At 48.8% G+C, this 22834-nt stretch carries 15 protein-coding genes; 9 read left to right on the top strand and 6 right to left on the bottom strand.

Annotation, left to right across the window (positions count from 1 at the left end; translation table 11 throughout):
• Positions 1–201: 201 nt before the first annotated feature.
• Positions 202–8859 (bottom strand): glucoamylase family protein, encoded by an 8658-nt coding sequence (locus ABF87_RS10070; RefSeq protein WP_160829000.1) that lies wholly within the window; start codon positions 8857–8859, stop codon positions 202–204.
• Positions 8860–9161: 302 nt separating this feature from the next.
• Positions 9162–10967 carry an AI-2E family transporter gene (locus ABF87_RS10075; RefSeq protein WP_160829001.1) on the bottom strand — a complete coding sequence of 602 codons (1806 nt, stop codon included), beginning with the start codon at positions 10965–10967 and terminating at the stop codon, positions 9162–9164.
• A gap of 79 nt (positions 10968–11046) precedes the next feature.
• Here ABF87_RS10075 and ABF87_RS10080 point away from each other — a divergent pair, with 79 nt between their 5' ends.
• From ABF87_RS10080 to ABF87_RS10100, 5 genes are all read left to right on the top strand, one after another.
• On the top strand, positions 11047–12162 hold the full coding sequence (locus tag ABF87_RS10080; RefSeq protein WP_160829002.1) for a hypothetical protein: 1116 nt from the start codon (positions 11047–11049) through the stop codon (positions 12160–12162).
• A gap of 64 nt (positions 12163–12226) precedes the next feature.
• On the top strand, positions 12227–12700 hold the full coding sequence (locus ABF87_RS10085; protein WP_240143625.1) for a hypothetical protein: 474 nt from the start codon (positions 12227–12229) through the stop codon (positions 12698–12700).
• Positions 12701–12752: 52 nt separating this feature from the next.
• A complete protein-coding gene (locus tag ABF87_RS10090; RefSeq protein ID WP_160829003.1) occupies positions 12753–13748 on the top strand; it encodes a DUF3616 domain-containing protein in 996 nt (331 codons plus the stop codon).
• Positions 13749–13893: 145 nt separating this feature from the next.
• Positions 13894–15144 carry a DUF763 domain-containing protein gene (locus tag ABF87_RS10095; protein ID WP_160829004.1) on the top strand — a complete coding sequence of 417 codons (1251 nt, stop codon included), beginning with the start codon at positions 13894–13896 and terminating at the stop codon, positions 15142–15144.
• A 70-nt stretch (positions 15145–15214) separates the two neighbouring features.
• Positions 15215–15541 (top strand): DUF1264 domain-containing protein, encoded by a 327-nt coding sequence (locus ABF87_RS10100; RefSeq protein WP_240143626.1) that lies wholly within the window; start codon positions 15215–15217, stop codon positions 15539–15541.
• A gap of 276 nt (positions 15542–15817) precedes the next feature.
• On the opposite strand, the gene ABF87_RS15305 is transcribed toward ABF87_RS10100, so the two are convergent.
• Positions 15818–16474, bottom strand: coding sequence for a calcium-binding protein (locus ABF87_RS15305; protein WP_160829005.1), 657 nt, complete (start codon positions 16472–16474; stop codon positions 15818–15820).
• A gap of 302 nt (positions 16475–16776) precedes the next feature.
• Between ABF87_RS15305 and ABF87_RS10110 the strand changes: the two genes are divergently transcribed.
• From ABF87_RS10110 to speA, 4 genes are all read left to right on the top strand, one after another.
• A complete protein-coding gene (locus tag ABF87_RS10110) occupies positions 16777–17082 on the top strand; it encodes a hypothetical protein (protein ID WP_160829006.1) in 306 nt (101 codons plus the stop codon).
• Between the two features lie 45 nt (positions 17083–17127).
• Complete coding sequence (locus ABF87_RS10115; protein WP_164503218.1) at positions 17128–17628, top strand: DUF4112 domain-containing protein; 501 nt, start codon at positions 17128–17130, stop codon at positions 17626–17628.
• A 134-nt stretch (positions 17629–17762) separates the two neighbouring features.
• Entirely contained in the window at positions 17763–18719 is a 957-nt protein-coding gene (speB, locus tag ABF87_RS10120; RefSeq protein ID WP_160829007.1) for an agmatinase, read from the top strand.
• Positions 18719–20671, top strand: a complete 1953-nt coding sequence (gene speA / locus ABF87_RS10125) for a biosynthetic arginine decarboxylase (protein ID WP_160829008.1) — start codon at positions 18719–18721, stop codon at positions 20669–20671. The genes speB and speA overlap by 1 nt, the downstream gene beginning before the upstream one ends.
• 51 nt (positions 20672–20722) lie before the next feature.
• Here speA and ABF87_RS10130 read toward each other — a convergent pair whose 3' ends face one another.
• The 3 genes from ABF87_RS10130 to ABF87_RS10140 form a co-directional block, all read right to left on the bottom strand.
• Positions 20723–20965: a hypothetical protein gene (locus tag ABF87_RS10130; protein ID WP_160829009.1), complete on the bottom strand. Its 243-nt coding sequence runs from the start codon at positions 20963–20965 to the stop codon at positions 20723–20725.
• 329 nt (positions 20966–21294) lie between these two features.
• A complete protein-coding gene (locus tag ABF87_RS10135; RefSeq protein ID WP_345789901.1) occupies positions 21295–21825 on the bottom strand; it encodes a sodium:proline symporter in 531 nt (176 codons plus the stop codon).
• Between the two features lie 217 nt (positions 21826–22042).
• Positions 22043–22513 (bottom strand): ferritin-like domain-containing protein, encoded by a 471-nt coding sequence (locus ABF87_RS10140; protein WP_160829010.1) that lies wholly within the window; start codon positions 22511–22513, stop codon positions 22043–22045.
• Positions 22514–22834: the final 321 nt, after the last annotated feature.

Consider the following 22834-nt stretch of genomic DNA (forward strand, 5'->3'; position numbering starts at 1 on the left):
TCGTCGAGAATAATTCCTGTTGATGCGTTTGCTTGCCTTGCATTGATCTTTACCGGTGGTCGATAGTGAAGCTCCTTTTTATTATTAACTCGACGTAGTATTAGGGGGTTTTCAACAGGCTGTCTGAATTACTACACCTAAAATAAGTAACATTTGGTTTCCCTACAAGTTGTTAAGCTGTTTTTTATAAACAATAAAGATTCATAGAATTATTTCTACGTAATGTTGCTGATGGTCGTTTATTAAAGGAAGTCGGTATAGTGGTTGACCTGTTTCGTTTATATTCACATTGTCCACCGTAATGCCATCAAGTATTAAAAGATTCTCACGCTGACTTTTTTCTTTATTATTACGAATAGTGATGTGATAAAAGGTTTCTCTAAATCGATAATGAACCAGATACGATCTCCACTGATCCGGAATTCGTGGGGTTATGCGAAGGTGATCAACCTCTAAATGTAAGCCCAGCAGTGTTTCTACTGACAGTCGATACATCCAGCCAGCGGCTCCGGTATACCATGTCCAGCCTCCGCGCCCTATATGCGGTTCTATCGCATATATATCAGCGGACATCACATAGGGTTCAACTTTATAACGCTCAATCTCTGCTGGCGTACGGCCGTGATTGACGGGATTGAGTATAGCGAATAGTTCCCATGCTCGTTCTCGATCTCCTAATAAAGCAAATGCCATCGTAGACCAAATGGCGGCATGGGTATATTGGCCTCCATTTTCGCGGATTCCAGGTACATAACCTTTGATGTATCCTGGCTCTAAAGCTGATTTATCGAACGGTGGATCAAACAATTGAATTAATTTTTTATCTCGTCGAACCAGATATTTGTCCACTGCATTCATGGCTTGACGCGCACGCGCAGAATCTCCGCCTTTTGAAATTACTGCCCAGCTTTGACTGATTGAATCGATCTGACATTCATCGTTGCTGGATGAACCCAACGGTGTGCCATCATCAAAATATGCGCGCTTATACCAACCGCCATCCCAAGCATTGTTTTCAACATGTCGCTGTAATTGCTTGGCCTGTTCATTACAGATTTGGGCGAAAGCATCATCTCCGCGGTTTTGCGCCAAATCTGCAAATAAATGAAGATTTGTATATAAAAACCATGCTAACCAGACGCTTTCACCTTTGCCGTCTTGCCCTACCAGATTCATTCCATCGTTCCAGTCGCCACATCCCATCAATGGCAATTGATGCTGACCAAAACGTAAGCCATGCTTTATCGCACGTACACAATGTTCATAGAGACTAGCTGATTCTCCAGAACGTTGGGGTTGATCATAATAAGCTTCTTCTTCGGGATATAATTCGCGGCCTTCCAAGAAATGAATTGGCTCATCCAATATGCCGGTATCGCCAGTGGTTCGCACATAATGGTAGGTAACATAAGGTAACCACAGATAGTCATCGGAGAAATGAGTACGAACGCCTTGACCGTTAGGAGGGTGCCACCAGTGCTGTACGTCGCCTTGCGGAAATTGGCGTTCAGCGCACCGAATCAAATGCTCGCGTACGAGCCAGGGCGTTGCGTGAACCAGTGCCATACTATCCTGCAATTGATCACGAAAACCGTAAGCGCCACCCGATTGATAATAACCGCTGCGGCCCCAAAGCCTGCAAGACAAAGTTTGATAAATCAGCCAGCCATTCACCAGTACATCCAGCGCAGGCTCTGGCGTTTCTACATGGACTGCACCCAATGTATGATTCCAATATCCCCAAACTGCTTCCAATGCTTGCCGGGCGCCCGAGACTCCGCCATATTGTTGAATGAAATGTTGGGCTTCATCCGTATCATGAGCTGCACCGAATATGAATACGATTTCACGCTCTTGTCCTTCGGCCAGATCGATATGAGTCTGAATGGCTGCACAAGGGTCGAGGCCAGCTCCGGTTTTTCCAGATAACCGTTTACGACGCATCGCCATGGGATTCGATAATGAGCCATTCCGACCAATGAATTCTGTGCGATTTCCCGTTACTGAGCGTTCTTTCTCGCTCACTTTCGCGAACACAATTCGCTTGGCGTATTCGCGGCTATAGGCATTTCGAGCGAATAATGCACCGCTATGCGGATCCATTTCAGTCACGATGTGCATTATATTGGTATGGCGCCACTCACCCAGCACGAGTTCGAAGTAGCCGGTCAGCGACATTCGCCGTGGCCGTTTTGAATCATTGCGCAATTTGATGACCACGAATTTAACTGGAGCGTCCATTGAGACATAGGTATAGAGCTCGGACGAGATACCAACTTGGGAGTGTTCGAATGCGCTATATCCAAACCCATGCCGGCATACATATCCATGAGGACTACTGGTAAGTAGTGGCATCGGTGACCAGAAAACCCCAGTATCTTCATCACGCAGGTAGAACATCTCACCACTGGTATCGCTGATTGGATCATTATGCCAAGGCGTCAATCGAAATTCGTGAGCATTATTTACCCAAGTGTATGCGCTGCCGCGCTCGCTAACCACCATGCCAATATGAGGGCTGGCAATCACATTGGCCCACGGTGCGGGCGTATTTACACCTGAATCCAGCGTAATGACATATTCACGCCCATCAAGCGTAAACCCGCCAAAGCCGTTGTAAAAAAGCCGTTCGCGCTTTGGCGGAGGAAAGACAGGTTCAGGCACCGGCAGCAACCGGGGCTCCAATAGATCAGCGATGCGTTGAGACGACATACGCCGTTCCAATGGTTCGATCAAGGTATCGGCTGTGTCGCTGAATACGATCCGAGCGACCGTTTGAAGCAAGACTCTCTCATCCTCCGACAGTTCTTCGGTACGACGAACGAATACTCCTCCGGGCTTGTCAATGATCTGTGCCTCGGATCCAGCATTTATCAAGCCGATGATTTGATCGTGCAGCACTGCTCGGTAACCCGAGAAATCCTCATTTACGATGACCAGATCGGATGCTAATCCCTTCATTCGCCAGTAAGCATGTGCTTGCAGAGCTTGTCTTATCAATTCGATACGATTGAGATTGCCGATCCGTATCAATATGATGGGTAAATCTCCGGAGATCGCGAAGCGCCACAGGCCAGCTTGCCCCAATTGATTGCGGGCAATAATGCTTGGCGCGGTACGGCGGAAAAGTGTGCTGAAGATAACCGAGCTGGCAAGACGGCCATACATTTGCGCATCTGTTTCGGTTGCATTGAGACTACGCAGCACTTCCTGGCTGTGGAACCATGCCATTTCAAAGGCTCGATCTACGAAGTGCCGGTCACAATAATTTTCCAGCAACATCAGGGCGGCTTCACGTGTGCTCGCTATACCTGAGATGATTTGCACCGTAGCAGATTCGTTGGGCATCAAGGTAATGGTGCGACGAATTGCCATGATCGGATCCAGCACCGAACCGTCGGTATTCGACAGCAGAGACTGCCGGCTATTGGCAGTCAACGCTGCTGGATTGGCGACTGTTCGGCCACGGCCGATGAATTTGGCTCGATCTGTCTCATAGGATGATTCATCGATCATTACCCCAGGGGCTGCCAATAAATGAAACATCCAGGGTATCTGCTCGTTCGGCATCCGACGCCGGCGCGTGGCCAGAATGGCATGACGATCCGGAATAATTTCTGTTTGTACGAACAGATTACTAAACGCACGGTGTGCCAAGTCGGAGTTCAAAGGTGCCAACACCACCTCTGCATAGGTCGTGATTTCAATGTGACGAGTGCGGAAGGATTGGTTAGTCAGTGTGACACGACGAATTTCCACGTCATCTTCAGGCGAAACGCTGATCTCGGTATGTGTTTCGATGGCATAATCGCGGCGGCGATATTCCGCGCGCGCCTGCACGAAAATAGCTTCGTAGTGATCAGCTTTCTGTACCGTAGGCTGATATGCTGTGGACCAATATCGACCGGATTCTTGATCCCGTAAATAAATGAAAGTCCCCCAGCTATCGCAAGTCGCATCCTCGCGCCAGCGTGTGATGGCGATGTCATGCCATCGGCTGTAACCGCCCCCGGCATGTGTCGCCATGACGTGATAGCGTCCATTGGACAACAGATGAACTTCCGGTATCGGTGTATTCAGATCGGTAAACACCCGCATGATCGTGCCCGATTCTGCAATGGCTGGACGCGCAGCCGCTGTGACTTCCGCGGCGTGGGGATGCAAGGTGGCGCCTTTTTTCGGTACGCGCTCCTGCAATAACAGCGCTGTGGCCTGAATCAAAGGATCCGACATGAAGCGGCGTTGCATCGGAGAGTTGAGCAATACCTGTTCCAAGGCCAACAGGCTCATGCCCTGATGATGCGCCATGAAGGTACGGACAGTGACACAGGCTTTGCCGCGCGGCACACGCGATGGTGTGTAATCGGCGGCTTCGTAAAACCCATAGGCACCCACCAGTCCGATCGCGGCAAGCGTTTGCAGATTGTTGCAGGCTACCTGGGGCATGACCGTCAAGGCCAATGCAGAGGCGTACGGTGCAATGACCAGATCGTCTCCCAATCCTCGTTTGAAGCCGAGACCGGGGACACCGAACGCGCGATACTGGTAAATTTGCTGAACATCGGTTGCGTTATAGCAGGATTCAGAAATCCCCCAAGGCACATTGCGCTGTTCACCATATTCGACCTGACGTAATACCGCCGCTTTGCAGGTTTGCTCCAACAAGGTATTTTCGTAACTCGGCATGATCAGGCGCGGCATGAGATATTCAAACATCGAGCCGCTCCAGGAAATCAGGCTGATATCTCCGCCATGACTGGTCAGCAACCGACCCAGCGAATACCAATGCTTTTGTGGTAATTGCCCTTGTGCAATAAGTAAGAAACTGGCCAACCGAGCTTCGGACGCCAGCAGATCATAACAGGCTTGATCGCGTCGCCGTTCGCCCACGTCGTAGCCAATGGCGAGTAGGTCGCGCGATGTGTCATACAAAAATTCGAAATCCATGCGGGCCAGCTTACCGCAACGATCAATCAAACTATCGATCACTTCAATTCGCTGCACCGCAATTCTGGATGCCTTGACCGTTGCTTCTGCCGTTCTGTCGATCGATGTCTCAATCACTAATTCAGCCAGCGTCGGAATCGTGTCGAAGTGGTGGTGGGATTCCACCATCAAATGACGGAAATCTTGCTGAAATCCAGAAACTTGTTGATTAAATGCCCGCGCCCAATAATAGAGCTCGCCATCAATATCGATATCTGCTGGCAGACAGGCCATCGTTTCGTCACTGATGCGAAGTATCTCAGCCAACAGGTGATCAATGGTAGCCCATGCTTTTTGGGCCGGCTCATGAATTGTCAGGAGTTGAACATTTCGCTCCAATGCTTCCACTTTTCGCGCCAGTTCCGAATTCGGCGAGGCCGGAATGTGTTCGCCTAGTATTCGTAACGTATCCTGCAGACCATGAAAAATATTCATGGATATAATGGGTTGATCTTTAAGTTCGGCCAACCCGGCTTGCAACGTGAGCAAGCTACCGATGAGGTTGCCGCTATCAACTGAAGAAACATATTGCGGATGCAGCGGTTGCAATGTGCGAGTATCGTACCAATTGTAAAAATGACCGAGGTAGCGTTCCAGCTTTTCCATCGTTTCGACGGTTTTGCCAATACGTTGCAGAAATTCGTCGGTTGAAATATAGCCAAAATCATGCGCTGCCAGATGAGCCAGCAGTGACATGCCGATATTGGTCGGAGAGGTGCGGGTGGCAATGATGGGTGATGGATGTTCCTGGAAATTGTCGGGGGGGAGCCAGTGATCGTCAGGGCCGACGAATTGCGCAAAGAAACGCCAAGTCCTGCGCGCGGAAGTGCGCAAGAACAAGCGTTGATCGGCTGTCAACTGAGGCTCTGGCGTTACCAGGGGCTTACTGATCCACCAGCCGACCACGGGAGATAGCAACCACGCCAGTAAGACGGGTGCATAGAACACCGACTCAGCGCTTGTATTGCTCATCAGAACATATCCCAGCACTATCGCCAGGGCAGGCGCCGTCCACATTTCCAGCACAAAATCGAATAGCGTGGTGCTGGCATTGCGGCGTGTATAAGCGGGCAAATGCCACAACATCAACCCGCGCCGAGTGAACAGCATGCGCAATCCGGAGTATAGAATAGCGCCCAGATTGATTCTCGTGTCATAAGGCAACAGAGTCAACGTCAGCGCTGCAAGGATGAGCGGATGAGCTGTTGATTTGCTGGTCAAGTTCAAATGTACCCACCAGTCCCTTTCCGCCGGTTTACGTATGAATTGGATGGCTGCACCGAGTAGAATCGGCAGAAAGACTATACCGGCTACCCATACCATCCATAGCCAGGCTGGTCCGGGACCCAATAGCCAGCCACCGATCAGCAGAGCCAGCAAGGCGGGAGCAACCAGACTGCGGCGCAGATTATCGAATATTTTCCAAATCGACAAGGCAGTCAGGGGGTTCGGCTGCCGTCGTGCTTTCGATCCATTTGCACCCGCTGGCCCGGATACATGTGAAAACATCCAGCCGACCAGTTGCCAGTCTCCGCGTATCCAACGGTGCCGTCGGCTTGATTCGATCGCATAACTGGCAGGATGTTCTTCTATGAGATCGACATCCGTAACCAACGCTGAACGTGCATATCCGCTTTCCAATAAATCATGACTGAGGATAAGATTCTCGGGAAAACGCCCGTCGATGGCTTGCCGAAAAGCATTCACGTCGTAAATGCCCTTGCCGACGAATGATCCTTCGCCAAATATGTCCTGATAAACATCAGATACCTCGCGCGTATAAGGATCTATGCCCGATTCTCCCGCGAACCATGCAGTGAAGCGCGATTGACTTGCGCTGATCAGGCTGATCGATACGCGGGGCTGCAAAATCGCATACCCTTCAATGATCCGTCCTCGATCGGGATCGTATACCGGCCGATTCAGCGGATGAGCCATATTGCCGATCAGAGGCCAGGCCGATTCCCGAGGTAGTTGCGTGTCGGTATCCAATGTGATGACGTAACGGATCGATTCGAGAATCGATGGATCACCCACGATATCAGAAAAGGCGTTTTTTGCTTCTCCGCGCAGCAGGGCATTGAATTGTTCCAATTTGCCGCGCTTGCGCTCGTATCCCATCCAGACTTTCTCGTATGAATTCCAGACCCGTGGGCGGTGGAATAGATAGAAAATGTTCGGCCGGTCTTCATGGTAAGTTGCGTTTAGGGAATTTACGGCCTTACGGGCATACTCAAGCAACGCGTCATCCGTTGGTAAAGTGTGCTGCGGTGCATCGCGAAAGTCCGTCAATAGGGCAAAAAACAAATTAGGATCACGATTGCCGAGATAGCGGATTTCTAGCGCTTCGAGAAGTTTGTCGACATCTTGCTGAGTACTGAGCAAAGTGGGTACCACAACCATGGTGCGATGCGTCGGCGGAATGCCATCTGAAAAATCGAGCCGTGGCAGCGGGCGCGGCGGTAAGATGAGCGTGATCAGCATATTGACCAATGTAACTGCCATTGCTGAAGCACCGATAAGGCCAGTGAACGTAAAAAACCAGAAACGCCAGTCTCCTGGGCCGATATCCAGCGCAGACATTGCAAGTGCAGTTGCCAGGACAGTTATCAGCCCGATAACGCCCAGATAAAGACATAAGCTGTACTGTCGACACACACGGCAGATTCGTGCTCCCAATGGCAACCGATATTCAAGCGCGTGTTCCAGGGTAAGTCGGCCGTCGTCGATCAAGTAATAGCCGACATGCGCGGTGCGGTTGCCGGTACCGAACTGATCGGCTGCTGCGCGTGCCAATGCAATAACTTCGCGCGCTACTGCGAGCTCAGCTTTCGCGCTGTTTCTGGCGAGATCTTCGATAATATGCCGGTAGCGGTCACGCGTGGCGAAATCCTGCAATTTGTGCACGCCTGCAGGGTCTTCGCTCAATATATCTTCGACGATACTGAGCGATTCGACATAATCCCGCCAGTTCATGGTATCAATGAACCGCAAGCTACCAATACTGTTGGCGATCGATAATTGATTGGCCGCGGCAGTTCTGCCTGCCGCTTCGGATAGCTGGGTTGCAGTTACTCCTTGTTCAGAAAGTTTTTGTTCGACCCATGCCTGTACAAATGCTATGGTAGTTCCGTGAGCCTGAAGTCGAGCATAAAATTCTTCTACGAAAGGCGCAGTGAGCGGCACATCGGCATTGGCAAACTCAGCCAATAACTGGATCAGATGCTTGGGATCCTTTTCAGCGATGACCAGCATGCGGTCTGCCCATTTACTTGCCGCATCGAGCTCTTCGCGCCGGCGTGCAATCCGCAGAGCAACGCGGCGGATATTTTCCAACAGCGCCAACTGCAGCATGATCGGAAATGCCCATAATTCCCCCAGCTTCAACGGCTCGACCGTTTGATAGGCAGCAATGAACTGAGTGACATTATCCTTATCGATCCGGCCGTCCATATGTGAAATGAGCTGCAAGGCCAATTCATAAATCCGGGGAAAGCCGCCTGATGAGCCATTCTTCAATCGCGGCAACTGGCGGCTGTAGCCGCGGGGTAGATGCCGGCGAGCCTGGTTGATCTGTTGTTCGATGAGATAGAAATTATCGAGCAGCCACGATTCTGCTGGGAATATGCGCTGTCCCGGCGCGACAGCGGCCGTGACGATATCATAAGCTGCCCAAATGACCCGCTCGTTATCCGCTAATCGCGGTAATAAACGATCCGGTCCCGGATGGAGGTCGAGCGTGTGCGATTCCGCCAGCATCACGGCGTGACGCTTCAATTGTTCAATGCTGAATAACTCGGAACTCAATAATTCGGTTTCATGAACACTGCCGAGTCTATTCAAGAGGGAAAATCCGAACTCTTTCACAAACATACCCTCCTTGTTCGAATTTCGATAGCCAGCGTATGTTAACAATCCGAAAACGCTCGTGATTGTTTTGTGGTTATATTTCCTTCACTTAGAAGGATAATACTGAACAGCAGAGAAAAGCGTCTGTGCGCTATCGGACAGACAAAATGATCTCCTTTTCTCAATCAGACACATGTTGTTTATACTTCAATCGCCGGTTTTTTCAGAGCTTTCTCCGCGGATATCGGCTATTTATGGGTTCTCCACAGGATTCCGTTTTCATCGAGCGCTTGTACTCCAAATCGGGGTTATTCAGATTTTGACTGTTAGCCAGCGTGTGGCACGTCCAGCAGATATAATTTATCGAGCTCCAGAAGCGTATCTTCAAGCGTGTGGGTCACGATCTTTGCGCCCACGGCCTGTAGTTTATCGGAATTATTTTTCATCATTTCGGGATCGTCTATGCCCAGTCTGCTGGCGACGATCATGACTTCCGGGAATCGCGCCCGGATGCGTTTGCACAGATAAATCGTATGCGCCAGACTGCCCGGGTAAACTGAAGCGACCACGACGATGCCCGTCTTCAGCTGAACGATCTGGGCCAGGGTGTCCGTGGCTAATCCCAAGGAATTCATCTCATGCCAGTCGAAGTGATCATTCGATATCGATTTTCCTAACATCGTGACGGCCAGCTCATCCGTCGCATCGCGGGCAGGAATGGCCAGAATCACTTTACGTTCGGCCAGCTCAAGTTGTTCGTCAGTTTTTTCGACTGAATTTTTGTCTTCGGCTTCAATGACATTTTTCAAATTATCGATGAATTCTTTTTGTTCATCGATATCCATCGTGCCTTTACGAAAATCGATCCGGGCTTGCACTAATGCAGGGACAGCCAAATCATCAAGTACTTGCGGCAGGGTATGTTCGCTGTCTTCCAGCTCCTGCTCTATCAATCCGGTAGCCTCATCGACATCGTCTGCCAATAAGCGTTGATAGAAACGCTGACCAAGCGAAAGTGCCGGCCGGTCACCGAGCAGGGTGTCGAGAAAACTCAGGTAGGGAACATAGCGACCCAGTACCACGATGCAGACTGTCAAAGGGGAAGCCAGAATCAGTCCGATCGGCCCCCACAGCCAAGTCCAGAAGGCGACACAGACCAGCAAAGCCGCCTGAGATACGCCCATGCCACGGCCATACAGCAGGGGTTCAACAATCATATTGGTGATCAATTCCAATGCACAGAAAATCGCAATCACCTGGATTGCCAATGACCAGTCCGGTGAGATCAACAGGCTGAGCGTGATGGGCAGAATTGCTGTCAGCCAAGCGCCCAAATAAGGAATGTAGCGTAACAAGGCGCCGAAAAATCCCCATAATGCTGCGTAGGGGACGCCGATCAACCACAAACCGAGTCCGACAGTTACGCCATAGCCTAGATTAATCAGCAATTGCATCAGCAGATACCGGCTCACGCGTTCCCCGGCATCTTCAAATGCCCGGGTCGTGTGCACCAATTGCTCCACACCAATCAATGAAATGACGCGATCACGCAGATCTTCCCGATTCAGCAACATGAAACAGACGAGTACGATGATGAGACCGGCATTGGCCAGAGGCTCGAGCATCGGGCCGAAAACCGACCATAACTGCGACAGTTGGAACGGGCCGTCATTGATGACCCGTACGGGCTGAATCTCGATCTTTTCTTTCTCGGTGCTGGCAACCGGTAAAGTCTCTACCGAGTTATCCAGTTGCTCAGTGATGCGCTGGGTAATGACCTGTAATTTATCTAATAACCCATCCCGGTCGCGTTCATTGATCTGATGAAGTTTGGACAGGATATTGTCTTCGTATTGCGGATAAGCATCTAACAAGCTTCCGATCTGATTGGTGACTCCCCACAAAGCGCCCCCAATGCTGCTCAACGCAAGAGACGAAGCCAGAACTACCGCAACCACTCGAGCGATACCGTGCTGCTGCAGCCATGTTACTATGGGCGATAATAAGAAAGTGAGCAGAATGGAAAGCGCTACTGGGATTACGATGACTCTTGCCCAATAAAGAAAGCCCAGTACCAGCGCTAAAGCGATGAGCAACGATACGTTATTAGCGAGTTCAAGATTTTTTTTCATTGTTTTAAATTTGGAAAGATTGGTTTATTTTTATATCCATATCCACAAACATCCCTGACACATCATCAGTACACGATTTATGATCAATCCTTTCATTCTGGCCGCATTATTAGTGACGTATGGAACGAATGCTCTGGCCTTTGATATTAACCCCTTTAAAGAATACAACGGCGGCGCCGAACTAGTGCAAACTTTCGAGCAGCCTGCGCTGGAGATGATGGTGAGTTCGATCATCCATCCCGTGCATGAAGAACTGACAGTAAAGACATTATTTTTGGTCAGAGATTCACACATGCCGGGCGCCGAGTTGATCGATGATGATTTGATCAAGAAAGTCATCAGAGGCGCGCGCTGGAATGACGATCCGCTTCATTTTTTGCCCGAATATCCCCGTCAATGGTTGATGAATTTCGAGCGCGCCAGTGAACTTGCCGAGCAAGGTGGAATCAATGAGAATTTTGATTTGTTCTACCGGAGTCATCATGCCGATCTGCAATTCCTGCATGCGATGGCTTCCACTGAAACGGAGTCGGCTCAGTTGACGCGTAATGCGATACTGAGCTGGATCGAATTGACTTATAAGGTGGCGTCAGGATATATCCCTGTTCAGACACCTTTCAGGAAACTGGGAAATTTTCTGACGCCAAGAACGGCTCAGTTTGTGAAAAAATACTTTACCAAAAACGGCAGACGATTGAATTGGACGCCAGCCTATTTGTTTTCTCTCAAATGTACGCGGGAAGTGATGCCCCCGTCCGCGGTGGGAGTGCTGGACTGCGCCGATACGCCGTGGTTGCCGCCCAAACAGGATGTGCAGAATATCGCGCTCGGCAGTTTGTTGCATGTGATTCAGGATTCTTTCTCTGACAGTCACGTGACCCGCCACCCGGATTATGAGGGTAATTACTCGTTGATTCACGGACGTTCCGCAGTCCAGGCGTTCAATGCCTACCAGAAGCAGAGCATACGGCTGCACCGTGGAGCGGATTCCTATCCGCGCGATTTCGATCAGCCATTGCAGCAGCAAGGATTCAATCTGGAGGAGGTTTCAGCAGAGATCATTTCTTATGCGTTATCCGATCGGAAAAGAGCAAGGCATCAGAACCGTCATGCGATCGTTACCGCGAAATTGAAAAAAGGCTTGTTCAGGCTTCTGGAACCCAATGCCGAAGCAGGCTCGGGTAAATATAAATAATTCAGATAACTCAGTAAAACTGAATTCGATCACCCACTATGATATTTATTTTGAAAGGCGATGAATGATGAAATGGTTTGCCATCGTAAGTGTATTGATTCTGCTGATCGTATCGGTGAGATTCAGGAAATTTGCGCTGTCCGTGACGATGCTGCTAGTGTTTTGTGGCTTGATGGTATGGGTTTATCAGGAATATGAAGCTCATCAAGTCAGAAATAGAATTCTGCCGCCGGAATTGAGGCTGGAAAATGTATCATTCGCGCCCTTGAACAACGATTATGAAATGACCGGCCGGATTTTCAATGGCTCCGAGAAACATCCACTGAATGGTCTGCAGTTAAAATTAAGCGTGAAGGAATGCAATGATCATGAAGAGCTCAACTGCATCATTTTTTACGAAACTGAAGAATATGTCTATATTATGGTTCCGCCTAGGCAAGCAAGAGATTTTAAAAAAGTTATCACCTTGTACTCCAACCAAGCTATCAAAGGCCGGCTGGTCTGGAACTATTCAATCGTGTACGCAGATTCACATTGAATTCTACAGCCAAGCTCATCTTGAATATAAGCGCAATTCACAAATATCTGTCATGAGAACATTCTTTTTTTTGCTGTTGGGGGCTACGTTATCGTTGTTCGTGACTACGATCAGTGCAGATACTGATTTCTCGCTGCTCGAGCATCGCGGCATGTGTGATGCCTCCGCAGCCGTAGCGGTTGGGCCGGAAGTGTTCGTTGTCGCCAACGATGAAGACAACATCATCCGAATCTACCGCAATAACCGATCGGGCGAAGCATTGCATTCTTTCGATCTCAGTGCTTACTTGCATACGGATCCTAAGCACCCGGAAGCTGATATTGAAGGCGCGGCGTTGATTGGTAATCGCATTTATTGGATTACTTCGCATGGCGCTAACAAAGATGGCAAACAACGGCCCAATCGTCACCGTTTTTTTGCAACGGATATCAAAGTGAGCGGGACTTCCGTCGATTTGAAGCCCGTTGGCAAGCCCTTCCAGGGCTTGATCAAGGCCTTCAAGGATTTCGATGAATTGAATGAATATCAATTGGATAAAGCTGCTCGACATGCTCCGGAATCGGAACACGGATTGAACATCGAAGGATTGACGCAAACCCCGGACGGGGATTTGTTGATTGGGTTTCGAAATCCCATACCAGGCGGTAAAGCACTATTGGTTCCCCTGAAAAATCCCGATGAGGTTCTCATCAAAGGTAAATCACCAAAGTTTGGCAAACCGCTGCTTTTATCATTGAATGGACGGGGCATCCGGAGCATCGACTACTCTGTCTCCCGCAAAGCCTATTTCATCGTGGCAGGTCCCTACGATGACGATGGCACTTTCCAGCTTTATCAGTGGTCGGGGAACCCGATTGAGCCACCGGAATCATTGAACATTGATTTTCACGATTTGCATCCTGAAGCGCTTATGATCATGCCAGGCGTCACATCGAAGATTCATATTCTGAGCGATGATGGCTCAAAAAAAATCGCCGGCAAGCATTGCAAAGGTCTAACGCGCGTGCAGGACAAGAGTTTTCGCAGTCTCTGGATTGAAGCGAGATAAGTTATTTTGCCGAGAATTCTTTCCAGTGCGACCGCCGCGCCTGATTCCGTACAAATATTATGAATAGGAGATTGTGACAGGTTTCTGGTGAAGTTCGTTTAAAAGTATTGAACAGGCAGGAATAAGATACTTGCAGGAATCCGCTATGGCTCAAAGAACAGGCAGCGCTAATTTACCTCTGCATTATGGCCATGTTCCGCAATGGCTGGCCGATCGCATGACGCGGCTTGGGGTGGTTATGACTGAGGCGATCATTCATCATTACGGCCGCGATGAGGTGTTGCGGCGTTTTGCTCATCCTTTCTGGTTCCAATCTTTTGGCGCGGTCATGGGAATGGATTGGCATTCCTCAGGCATGACCACCAGTGTGATAGGTGCACTGAAGCGAGGGTTGGCGCCACGGGCGCGTGAATTGGGCATTCATGTTTGCGGAGGCCGGGGAAAATACTCCCGTCAAACACCACTGGAACTGGCCGCAATCGGACAGCGGGTCGGCCTGGATGGCGAGCAACTGGCGCAATCCAGCAGGTTGGTCGCTAAAGTGGACAGTGCAGCCATTCAAGACGGCTATGCCCTTTATCTGCATAGCTTCATTGTGACTGACGAGGGTAAATGGGCAGTCATTCAGCAGGGAATGAATGAAGTCACCAAGCAGGCCAGGCGCTACCATTGGCTTTCGGAAGATCTCAAAAGTTTTGTTGAAGCACCGCACACGGCAATCGAAGGACAGGCCCAGGGCAACATCATCAATCTCACCGATCATCGCGCTGAGAAATCCCGCAGCGGTCAAGTAGAACTTCTGCAATCCATGAGTCCTGAACGAATTGTCAATGAAATCATTCTTTTGAAACCACAATTGGTAAGGGCGACACGTCAGCAACAGCTTGCGCTGCCTCATCTGTGCATGCCCGATCATCATGAGGTTCGCAGTGCCGACATTTCTACCAAACGATTGCAGGCCACATTGATGGCTGCGGCGGAGCGTGGGCCGAAGGATTTTTCTGAATTGTTGTTAATACCCGGAATAGGGGCGAGAACTGTCCAGGCTTTGGCAATGGTGGCTGAAATATTGCACGGTGCTCCATATCGTTTTTCCGATCCGGCGCGATTCTCGTTGGCGCATGGTGGCAAGGATCGTCATCCTTTTCCCGTTCCGGTGCGGGTGTATGATGAAACGATCGGTGTATTGAAGTCGGCTCTTCTGAAAGCCAAGCTCGGACGCGAAGAAGAGTTGAACGCGATTCGCCGGCTTGATGAGCAGGTGCGCCGGCTGGAGAAGCATGTTCTTTCAGGGCCTTCGATCGATGAATTCATCCAGCATGAAAATGCTGTTTCGCGACAGTATGGCGGGCGAAGTGTAGGCAGTGCTGCACGCCCGGCCAGAACCGACGACTGACAGGGAGCAGTCGCTGATCATAATGGATTGGTGAGTTACCGAGCAGATGGGTAATTAAAATTTTGGCTGAATGACATTTCATGTGGCTCATTCCCAAGAGGCGAAAAATTCCCATGCATTGTTTTTATTGACTGTATCTCGCCTTCTTCATCCGCATAACTTTCAGATTCTGTCTGGGCAATTAATCGCCCCCAATCTTCCGGATATGGCTGAGAAGGCGCTCATGAAAAGCAAAATGAATAGTTATGGCAAAACCTGGCGTGTTTGGAATTTTGCTCCGTTTGGCAAACCTGGGAATCAATTACCGTTGGGTGAATCAGACTGGAATGGTCGTTCGATCGGGAAAGTGAAGAATTACCGGGACTTGTCCAGCAGCGAGATCAACGATTCAATGTAAGTAACGCTGCTAAGAAAGATGATCGAGTTGATTTAGTGCCACTTGCCCATCCACAATCTGGCGTGGATGCCCTGAAGGATAAATTTCCTCATCTCACTGCGCCAACTGTGCCGTTTGCGGGAGTGGAAGATGAGAACCTTCGCGAATGAGTATTGATGCTGGGGAAAAGAAATCAGTAGAAAAACGGACAGTCTTACTATCTGTCAGTCTTTTCAGACAGTGGCACTGGGTATTGCAATCTCAACTATAGTGAGAGGTTATTTCCGGATTTATTGCTTAAACGACGACGAAGTCGAATACGGAAAGGGCTGGCGCACCGGTTAAGTTGGCAATGACTACGGCTGCGCCTGCTCCGTTGCCATCTTGGTCGTAGGAAACATCTCCGGAAGCGGTATCATAGAGCACAAAGTCATTTGCATCCGCAGCGGCTACATCCGCACCTTTGACAAAGTTTTCAGGATCCAGAACGCCGACGTCCAAGTTTGAAAAAATTGTGTCATCCAGCCAGATGGTGTCATCCGCTGTCACATAGCCATTGATTTTGTCAGCATTGACGGGAGCGGCGGCGGTGTCAAATAAGTATTTATCCTTCCCTGCGGCACCAAATAAGGTATCTCTACCGATTCCGCCGTTGAGGATATCATCCCCTACATTGCCATTGAGGTTGTCATTGCCGGCACCGCCTAAGAGTTTGTCATGGCCATCTCCGCCGGATAATACATCATCGCCGGCATTGCCGGAGATCAGATCATTGCCGAGACCTCCCAGCGCGTTATCGTTGCCGCCTTGACCATTGATGACGTCGTCCCCTGCTAAGCCATTGATGGTATCAGCATTGGCAGTTCCATTCAGAATGGCAAATAATTGAAAATCAACTCCATTGTATTGCTGAGAGTTGTTGTCATTAAATCGCGTTCCATTGATAATCGCCATAATTAATATTTCCTTATGTTGAATGTTATAAAAATTACTTCAGGCCATAAAAAGAGGACTCATCAATTGCTTCCTGATGTGTTCTTTTTATGTATTTGAATATTAAGGGTGAAAAAAATAGGCGTATGTGCGCTGGCGCACATTGAGGGAAATTTTTCCACTTTTTAGGTTATCTGGGTACTCTGCCGTACAGACAATACTGTTTTTTTTTAGGAGCCTATAAGCTATTTTAAAATACTAGAAATTATTTTTTCTCATTCAAAGAAATTGGAAAATCCCAATCAACATTCGAGAACATCAAGATGAATATCAGCAAGCAGATCATAGTGTCAGTATGGGTTATCGCATCAATGGGTTTCTCCGTAAGTATTTTTTCAGCGGATGGTCCGCCTGCCTTGACTGGAGAGATAGCGGACAAGTTGCTGGATAGAGCTGATCAAGTGAAAAAAGGCGATATGGATGCACGTCGCATATCCGAAGAGCTTGGAAAACCGAATCCCGGTGACCTCGAGGAACACGTGCCTGATGACGTCAACAACTCCATTGATGAAAGTGTCGAGGAAAAAGAACCTGAAGCAGATCCGGCGTTAAAGACGACTCCGGAATAGCTGTAAGCAAATTGACCTTCAACAGATGAGGAAGGGGCGATAGACATGAATCTTTATGATAGAGATCGAATCAATAGACCAGAAGTATCCAAAGCCACTGATAAACTGAGCCGCTTGGCATGGTTGATGGATAGTTCCTTCCGTATTCCCGGTACCCAACTCAGAATCGGATGGGATGGCCTGATTGGTTTTATCCCTGGAATAGGTGATGCGCTTGGGGCACTCATTTCGAGTCATATTCTGACGCAAGCAGCGCACATGGGTGCACCCAAGTCGGTACTTCTAAAAATGGGCTTTAATATTGCTGCCGATGCACTTTTGGGTATCATTCCTGTAGTGGGAGATGTGTCCGATTTCGTATGGAAAGCCAATCAACGAAATGTCGAATTACTAAAAGATTATCTGGAACAGCCAGAACGAACAGTGGCGCATAGTCGTTTCTTTATCGGAACGCTCGGGGTATTGGTTTTCGGCGTGTTACTGTTTTTTGGTATGATAGCTTTCCTGTTGATGCGCTGGCTATGGTTGTCGGTTCAGGGAAGCTAGGAGAACTGCAGAAAGTACGGGCGACCTTCAAGTAAAGGCAATGCCGGGAATAATTCAGTAATTTCCTCGTTGCCTTATGAGCATCAATTAAATCAAACATTGTCTATTTTCGCCGTGCCAAGGGGAGCATGTTGATGAATACTTGGGATAATGGAATTCGCGGTAAACCGGGAGAAGGGATGTCGCATACCCTGAGTTTCGGAGGAGTGGGAAGTTTCTTTCGTGTTCCTTATCAAGTGGAGATGGCGGGGGTGGACGTAGCCGTAACCGGCGTACCGTTCGATATTGCCACGACCAACCGGCCGGGCGCCCGTTTGGGGCCTCGCGCCATTCGTAATGCATCGCTGTCATTGGCGTGGGAGCGTCCCTGGCCTTGGTCCATTGACCCAATGGCCGCGCTGCGGGTCATTGATTGCGGCGATTGCGAGCCAGCTGACGATGATTTGCTGAGTATCTTGCATATCGAAAAACACATCGCCGCGATTGTTAATTCCGGCGCGGCAGCGTTAGTGCTCGGAGGGGATCACTTCATCGCCTACCCCAGTTTACGGGCGCATGCCGCCGCCTATGGCCCGATCAGCTTGATCCATTTCGATGCGCATACCGATACCTGGCCATCGTCCGGTAACGGTGTGAATCACGGCACGATGTTTTATCAGGCGGCATTGGAGAACATCGTTAATCCTGCTTTGTCGACCCAGATCGGTATCCGTACCACCAATGATGACACACTTGGTTTTCATATTATTTCTGCAGCCGATGTGCATCAAACTTCTGGCCGCGATCTAGCCCGGCAGATCATCGAGCGCGTAGGGAGTTCTCCAGTTTATATTACTTTTGACATCGATTGTCTGGATCCGGCGTTTGCGCCCGGAACCGGTACGCCGGTGCCGGGAGGATTGTCAACTTTTCAAGCGCTGAACATTATTCGCGAGCTCAAAGGCATCAATCTCGTGGGAATGGATATCGTCGAAGTGGCGCCCGCTTATGATCATGCGGAAATCACTGCGCTCGCGGCGGCTCAGATCGCTATCGAGCTGTTATGTTTGTACGCAGAGAACCGGAAGGCAACACGGCGGAAAAATGACTGATGACAAGAGCTGACACAACAGCACCGCGGGAGTGGTCGGGTGCCGATTCACAAGTGCTGTATGCCATGGACAAGTGGGCCGATGGCTTTTATTCGGTGAATCAACACGGGCACGTTTCGGTTTGTCCGTTGGACGATCAGGAATTGCACATCGATATCATGGATGTGATCGATGCCGCCCGCTCGGAGGGTGCTTCACTGCCGATGCTGATTCGCTTCCAGGATGTGATTCGATCGCGAGTGCGACGCCTGAATCAGAGATTCCAGATGGCCATTCAGGACAGTGGTTATGCAGGTACTTACCGCAGCATCTATCCCATTAAGGTCAACCAATTGCAGGAAGTGGTGGCAGAAATTCTGGAAGCTGGCCGAGAATTCAATATTGGGCTGGAGTGCGGTTCCAAGGCGGAGTTACTGGCCGTATTGCCGCTGATCACTGACGAAACGTTGTTGCTTTGCAATGGGGTCAAAGACCGCCCGATGCTGTCGTTGATGTTGAATGCGCAGCAGATCGGGCAGCAAGTGATACCCATCATTGAGAAATACTCCGAGTTTGAGCAATTGCTGAATCTGGCTGATGCGCGTCAGTTCAAGCCGCGACTGGGCGTGCGATTGAAATTGAATACCACCGGATCAGGGCGCTGGTTTGAATCGGGTGGAGTCAGCTCCAAGTTTGGACTGACTGTTCCAGAACTGGTGAAACTGATACAAACGCTTGAAAACCGAGAAATGGCCGGACAACTGGAGCTGTTGCATTTTCATCTCGGTAGTCAGATTACCGATATCCAGGTACTGCGCAGCGCGGTCAAAGAGATCATGCAGATCTATGCGGATCTGATGTTACGGGGTCTGCAAATCAAGTATCTCGATGTCGGTGGCGGGCTCGGAGTGAATTACGGCGGTGATTATGATAATCCGGAATCTTCGATTAATTACGGATTACGGGAATACGCCAATGTCGTTGTGTATACGGTCAAGGAAATTTGTGATGAACGGCAAGTGCCCATGCCGCATCTGCTGTCGGAAAGCGGCCGCGCGCTTACCGCGCATCATTCCGTACTGGTAGTTCCTGTATTGGGTGTGCACAGGCCGGACAGTCCTCCAGTGGCTGAAGTACCAGTTGATTCGCCTGCTGTCGTGGCACGCATGGCGGCTGTCTATGAAGACGCACAGGCTGCCGAAAAAAATGGTGCGTTGCTGGAATGCTATCACGATGCCCAGGAGATCCGGGAAGAGACCGAGCAAATGGCACGCCTGGGTTATCTGTCGGTGGATCATATGGCGCAATCCGATAGCTTGTACTGGAGTATCTGCCGAGAAGTGCTGTGCAAGCTTGCTGCATCGGGCCAGACCCCGGTATCAGCTGAACAGATGGCGTTGGAGAAGCAGCTTACCGATATGTATCTGGGTGATTTTTCAGTATTCCACTCGATTATCGATCACTGGGCCATTGGCCAGATTTTTCCGGTCATGCCGTTGCACCGATTGCAGGAGAAACCCGAGCGTCGGGGGCAACTGGTCGATTTGACGTGTGATTCGGATGGTAAGGTGAGTCGTTATGTACTTTCAACAGGAACCAGCGAGTATTTGTTGCTGCATCATTTACGTCAGAATGAACCTTATTATCTGGGCATTTTTTTGGTCGGAGCCTATCAAGAAATATTAGGCGATGCTCATAATCTGTTTGGACGGGTAGACGAGGTGCACGTATATGCGAATACCGACGAAGCTAACGGTTTTTGGATCGAAGAACTGTTGAAGGGAATCAGCACCAAGGAAATGCTGAGCCAAGTGCAGTATTTTCCGAATGATCTGGAGCGGCGAATGTCGGAGTTCATCCGGCGGCAGATTAATGCTGGCCGTATCAAACCAGCCGAAGGGACTCGAATTCTGAATAATTATACGCGGCGTCTGGAAGAGACCACGTATTGTGAGATAGCACCCGCTGAATAAAAAAGAAGGCCAATGCAATTCAGCATTGACCTTCTTTAAGCCTACGAGAGTTTAGGCGTGAATCTTCTTCGAAGGAAGGCGTGTTCTGTTGCGTGACAGGCTACCGATCACTAAGTAACCGAGGAAAAATAAAGCTCCTAAAATAATATCAGCTTCTAACCAACTGAGTTGGGTTTCCATTAATGAGAGTGATGGTAAGTCTCCGAATACCATGAACACAATCAGAGGTAAAATTCCAAATAACACAAACGTGATTTTTGCAGCTTTAAAAATCATCTCTTGAGTGGGTTTCATGTCAATCTCCTAGGTGTTTGTATGAGATAACTGAATATAAGATAGCATACTTCACAGAAAGTTCACATTATTTTTATAAAAATTTCACATGAGGTGTATTTTAAAATCCACTGATGCATCTCAAGCAAGTATGAAATGTTATGAATCCGCTTTAAGTTAGAGGGGGTTAGAGGGTTTTCTGCTCAGATTATGGTATTTTAGTTCTGAATATTTATTTTCGTCTTTTTTCTTTAAGGCATTGATCAAAAGTGCAATAATTCCGCTTCATCTCATCCAATGCCGCAATTTTTATAGATCAGGGCAAATCTGCATTATTCATTTTAAAATTATCACGGTGTGATAAAAGCCTTATAGACCCTAGCGGCAGAAACGCCGAATACGAGATGGGCAGTGACTGTAATCCAATCCCGCGTTTCGATAAACCAAGGGAAGATCATGACGAATCCGTACATATTGATAAGAAATATTCCCAGACCAAACAAACCTCCAATGATCACTGAATTCTTTCTATCGAAACAATGAATCAGATAGGAAAGTCCTACTGCGTAAACAATCGAGAGGCTAAAGTGAATGCATGCTGCAATCAATGCAAGTTCCCAATCGAATGTGGCGGGTATTTGTAAAACCGCTTGCCCGAATATCATTGCGGCAGTAAATCTTATGTCTCGATACAAGATCGAAGGTAACGCATCCCAGAATAACCACCAGAGGATGATTTGCGCAGCAGTTGAAAATATTCCCGCCGCAATTCCTGCATAAAATATGGCTTTCCAATATTTAGTGAATTTGGGTGGGTTGACACATGGAGTGATCAATTGAATATTCTTTTTACTGTCATGGGGCGAAAGTTTCTCGTTCACGAAGAACTCCAGGGACATTCTGGAGAGCTACGCATTGGTTTTCGTGCGCTGAAATCCGGCTTAAAATGTTCATTTGCTGCTCGTAAACTGGGCTTTTTCATCTGATCCCAGCCTGACCGTGGATCGCTGCTTTTTAGAGATTTTCTGCTGAAATGATGATAAACCAGCGAGAAAAAAAGTAGCGCATAATAAATGAGCATTGTAAGCCTGGTAGCTTTTAAGTTCTTCTCGTCTCTAAAAATGTTTCCACCGCTCCGGGACGACGCAGCATTTTATCGACATCTCCCTGATGCATTTCTTCTGCAGCGATCATTCGACGCGCATATTCTTCAAGCATCACGAATTTATCATTGACCAGATCCAACAGTTCCTTATAAACCGTTAACGCTGTACGCTCATGTTCCAGCGATTCGCGCAATATGTCACCGATGTCGTGTTGATGGGTTTCCAATAATGGACCAATTGCCAAGGAGGGGTGAGCACCGAGATGAGTGATCATTTCGCCTGCCTCACGTGCATGCATTAATGATTCGTCAGCTTGTTCCTGCAGCCACGAAACGATGGGGATGCGATTGTAACCATAAATCATCAAGGCATAATGGGTATAACGCACGACACCAGCTAATTCAAGTTCGAGGATCTTGCTGAGGCAATTCAGCACAGCAGTCTTGTCGTAATTTTCATTCATTCTTTTTCTCCTTATATGATTCTCGATGAAACTGACGTCATAGCTCGTCTGTTCGAGGGACCTCAGGAATTGTATGTTTATCTTAATCTGATAGCTTTGTTTCTAAAGAGTGCCCCTAATTTCAAAAAATCTCGGCAAAAGCTTGCGTTTTTCATTGAAATGAGGCGTGATTTGCGCCCAGCCTCGAGTGCTTGAGAAATTGGCAGGTTTTGCAAAGGATGGTTTCGTTTGCAGGAGCTTAAAGCAAGTTTGCCCGTGCTCTGAGAATTTATATGGGATTGAATTCTTCTTGCACCGGCATGCATTCTTCAGCGCTCAGGT

This window comes from Nitrosomonas sp. JL21 (genome assembly GCF_009833095.1).
GTDB lineage: Bacteria > Pseudomonadota > Gammaproteobacteria > Burkholderiales > Nitrosomonadaceae > Nitrosomonas.